The sequence below is a fragment of the bacterium genome (assembly GCA_037147175.1).
Lineage (GTDB): Bacteria > Cyanobacteriota > Vampirovibrionia > Gastranaerophilales > UBA9971 > UBA9971.
Map to the genome: position 1 here is coordinate 1 of JBAWVS010000090.1, position 4,290 is coordinate 4,290.

Genomic DNA, 4,290 nt, shown 5'->3' on the forward strand with positions numbered 1-4,290 from the left:
ACAAAAAGTATAAATTTAATTTTTATCAGAATCAAAAGAATTAATTAATATCCCCAAATATCCTGACAAGAGTATTGAAACCGCTCGTCAGGATTATTTAAAGAATGTTTGTTCCGTACAATTCATTGATAACAGGACTTTAACTTATGCTGCGTAACTCCTGTTATTGAATATAAAGACTTTAAGTAACCTGTAAGTTCAATATGGGTTGAGTTTCCCCATTGTTTGTCTGTGATGAAAAAAATCAAAATAGAACCTAATTGTGGAGCTAAACTTTTAACTTTTTTTATATGAGATTCGGTTTTTTCATAAGAAACACAATTTCTTACATAAATAGATTTTTGTACCATAAAATAACCTAAATCAAGAAGATTTTTTCTGAATTTAGAAGCTTCTTTCATTTGCCATTTTTCTATTACAGGTAAATCAAAACATACAAAAAGCCAACCCATACGAAATTTACTCTTCATTTTCTCTGTTACTATTATTATCTAAACACCAATAATGATTTTCTAAAGAAGGAATCCAAAGTTCTTCATTATTCAAATTTATAAAAGCTCTTACTATACTGTTTACATATACATCAATAGCATCCATAAATTTATGTGTTTGTTGTTTATTTTGTAATCGGCAATGCCTTAATGATTCGGCTAAATATTTTATCCAGTTTTTAAAATCTTGTTCCTCATATTCTTCCTGATTCTTTTCAAAAAATTTGTACAAAAATAATTCAACAAAGCCTCTTAAAGGCTCTAAAAGGTCATATACAAGAGGAGTGCTGTTATATCGTGCTTTATGGTGTATTCCAAGATTTGGTAATAAGCCATGTATAAGAATTGACCTATATAATAAACTTTGCACAACTGCATAACCATAATTTAACGCCTTATTTTCAAAGTTTTCAGCATTTTTATGTTCTCTTAAAATTTCTGAGCCTAATCCTTTAAAATATTTATTCCAAAAATGTTTTGCAATGTTTGCTTCACTTGGAAGAGGTCTTTTTGATAATTCGCTTATAGAGTTTTCTATTTCCATATAATTTAAAATATAGCTCTGATTTTCAAATTTATATTGCAAGATATTTTTCCATAATTTATGATTAAAATCTTTATTCTGTTTTAGTTGATTTAAAAATGCTTCTTGTCTTATCACTCTATCAAAAGGCATTGTCCAACCTACAGGTTTATATTGATTGTTACAATGCAAAATTATTGCATCATTTTCAATTAACCTTGCTATACACTCATTTGAAAAAGATATTCCCTGAATACCTGCTATTATTGCCCTAATATCAGATAATGCCATCCTTTTTTCAGTATCATCAGGATATTTGCATACAAGATGTCCTCTATCCACAGATAAGAATGTTCCTCTGGTGGTTATGTGCAAAATATGATAAGTCATAAACTAAACTTTGATTTTTTTATTTTGCTTTAACTCAAATAAATCAAAGTTGGCAACTATCAAATTTATAACAGATGTAGATATTGGTTCTCCGTCTAAGGATTTTAATTCGACTTGACCATTTGATTTTATAGTTTTTAATTCATACTTCCAAGCTTTTTTAATATTGCCTTTGCTATCCTTAAAATCCTCAGGAATATTAATTAAACAGCCTGAATAAAACATTTTTCCTTTTTTATAAAGTTCTAAGTTTTTATTCTTTATTTGCTGCGTAGTCTTTTTCAGACTTAAATGTGAATAAATAGGAATAACTTTGGGTTTCCCTTTTTCATCAAAGTAAATTATTTGTCCTTGATGTTGTTTAGATGCTTTGAATTGTCCTTTTGTATCTTTATTCCCCAAATCCAAAAATTTTCCAATTCTTTCTCTTTTACAACTTTTTTTATCTATTTGTATGTCGATTTCTTTACATTTATCTAAATTTTGAGGAACAAGCAAAACTCTTTTAACTAAACTATTTCTTTTAGGATGTTTTAATTTATTTAAAAATTCCTGCAATTCTTCTGAATTCGGATTTTCTATAAGTTTTTGTAATAAAATTTCTTTTAATTGTTCATCAACTATACTTTTAATAAAATTAATTCTATCTTTATTAGTTTTTTTAGATAAAATCTCTTCTTTTAAATTTTTCTTAACCGTGAGTTTATAAATTTTTTCTCCGTTTTCAACAAATAGTTTTTTTGCATAAAAAGTTTCTTTTAATGTAATTTCTTCAAAGTTTCTTTTTACAGTATAAGGAATAAGTTTATTTAGCTCTGTTTTAATATTTTCAGGGTTTAAGCCTTCAACATGCCAGACATACTTGCCATTATCTTGTTTTTTGGGTTTCAATTCTCTTGAATAACTAATACAAAGAGCATCTAAAGCATGATGTTTAGGGTTGCTTCTGTTTTTAATATTTTTTATATCTGTATCTTCTGAATATAAAAGACTGTTCAATTTATAAATTTTTCTGAGTTTTGCTGTTTCGCTTCCATTACTTACAAATATTTTTCTTGATTCATCTTTTGTTTGTAATCCCCATCCAAAATGCAAAGCAACTATTTTTTGTGCAATTCTTGCAATATAAGCAGTTTCTGCTAAACCATTATAACTTTCTATTAATTCATGAGGATTTTCTTTAATTAATAATTCAGCTTTCTTATTGCCTAATCTTTTTAGCTTACTAATTCTAAGTATATAATCATGCCATTCTTCTTCTGTCTTTTCAGACTTAAACCAACTAAATGGAGTTCTTCCCTTTTTATCCTGATTAGCCTTTTTTATACATAAAACTTTGTTATATAGTGCATCATTTCCATTTTCTGAAACAGGGACAATGTGGTCAATTTCACAATCCAAAATTTCAGATATTTGAATAGGTGTACCAGTATAAATACATTTGCCTTCCTGAATTTCAAGAAGCTTAAGTCTTTCTAATCCTTGTTTAATTGAAATATTATATGTTTCAAGCTTTTTAACTAATTCTTTATTATTTTTTTCATTTTCGTTTATTGTTCTTTGATATTCTTCAATTTTCTTTTTTCCCAAAAGTGAATTTTTTTCACCATCTCTAATAAATTCAATTATTATTTCTTGAGGCTTCCCATGTGCATTACTAAGATTTTTAAGTTCATTATAAAACCATTGAAGTCTATGTCTAACAACTGGATTTGGCACACTACCGATTGTTTTTAAGACTTCTTGCTCAGGATTATTTATTGCTTTTTCCAACAATTCATCTCTGTTATCCCCAATATGTATATTTTCCCAACTATCTCCAAGTCTTTTTAAAATGTTTTCTATTTCAGTTTTAGTAACGCCTTTTTCTGGGTTATTATCATCAACATTCTTAATATGATTAGCATAATCAAAATTCAAAGGGGAAATTCCACTTAAAATAATTTCTTTAATGATTTTTAAAGCTGGCATACAAAATCTTGCACGACCTGAGACATTTACTTTAATTTCGTTTATTTCATTATTTGGACTTATTATTATGCTGTTTTCTTTTAAAAATTTTTTTATGTCAGTTTTATTTAACTTTTTTTTATCTCTAATATAATTTTTCTTTTCTTCAAATAATTTTTTAATTTCTTTTGCTGTAAGAGCTTTTCTTTCTCCTTTTATATCAACATATCTGAAATTTTTTAAAGCCATAAGGATTTTCACATCTGTACATATATTTGAATCTGCTTTACAGACATTCCTTAAAGGCATTAATTGGCATTTTGATATTATTCTATTATCAAATCTTGGGATTTTTTGAGATAAAACACCCTGACTATCCCATTCCTTTCCTCTAAATTTACTATATGCAATGTTTTTATAAGAAGAATAAGCTTCTTGTCCTTCTCCATATAAAAATTCTTCCGTGTTTATTGAACTCAATTTAGAAAGTTGTTTTTTTGCATTTTCAAAAAGTAACTTTAATTCTTTTTCTACAATATTCCTTGGTGCAACTCTTCCTCCAACTCTAACAGGTTGTGCATTATGATTTATTCTTAATTCAAAATCAGTTGGTTTCGTATAATTCCACAATCCCATTAATGAAGCATCTAAATAGCAAGGTAAATGATAATTTTCATTAGGTATCATTTCTTTTAGCAATGAAACATATTCATTAACGAACTTTTCATTTTCTTCATCATCTGCTTGTTTTATTGCTTTTTTACTATTCATCCAAGGGAGACTATTATCATAACCTCTTCTTTGAATAGCACTATACAAAGCTTTATAAATTTGCCATTCTTCAAGCTGTTTATTTTGTAATAAAGCAATTCTTAATAAGCAGGAAGTATAAATATTTTCATCATTTTTAGAAGGAAATTCTTGTTTTAATCTAGT

General features: G+C 27.0%; 3 protein-coding genes. All 3 read right to left on the reverse strand.

Features of this window, described 5'->3' with window-relative positions; all coding sequences use genetic code 11:
- Window positions 1-122: 122 nt before the first annotated feature.
- Entirely contained in the window at window positions 123-452 is a 330-nt protein-coding gene (cas2, locus tag WCG23_12960; GenBank protein ID MEI8390780.1) for a CRISPR-associated endonuclease Cas2, read from the reverse strand.
- 7 nt (window positions 453-459) lie between these two features.
- Window positions 460-1,404 carry a type II CRISPR-associated endonuclease Cas1 gene (gene cas1 / locus WCG23_12965; GenBank protein MEI8390781.1) on the reverse strand — a complete coding sequence of 315 codons (945 nt, stop codon included), beginning with the start codon at window positions 1,402-1,404 and terminating at the stop codon, window positions 460-462.
- A 3-nt stretch (window positions 1,405-1,407) separates the two neighbouring features.
- Window positions 1,408-4,290 (reverse strand): type II CRISPR RNA-guided endonuclease Cas9 (cas9, locus tag WCG23_12970; GenBank protein ID MEI8390782.1); only part of this gene is annotated, 2,883 nt, incomplete at its 5' end.

Excerpts from the sequence above, each read along its gene's own strand:
- cas2 (MEI8390780.1), bottom strand. The coding sequence starts at position 452 with ATGGGTTGGCTTTTTGTATGTTTTGATTTACCTGTAATAGAAAAATGG.
- cas1 (MEI8390781.1), bottom strand. The coding sequence starts at position 1,404 with ATGACTTATCATATTTTGCACATAACCACCAGAGGAACATTCTTATCT.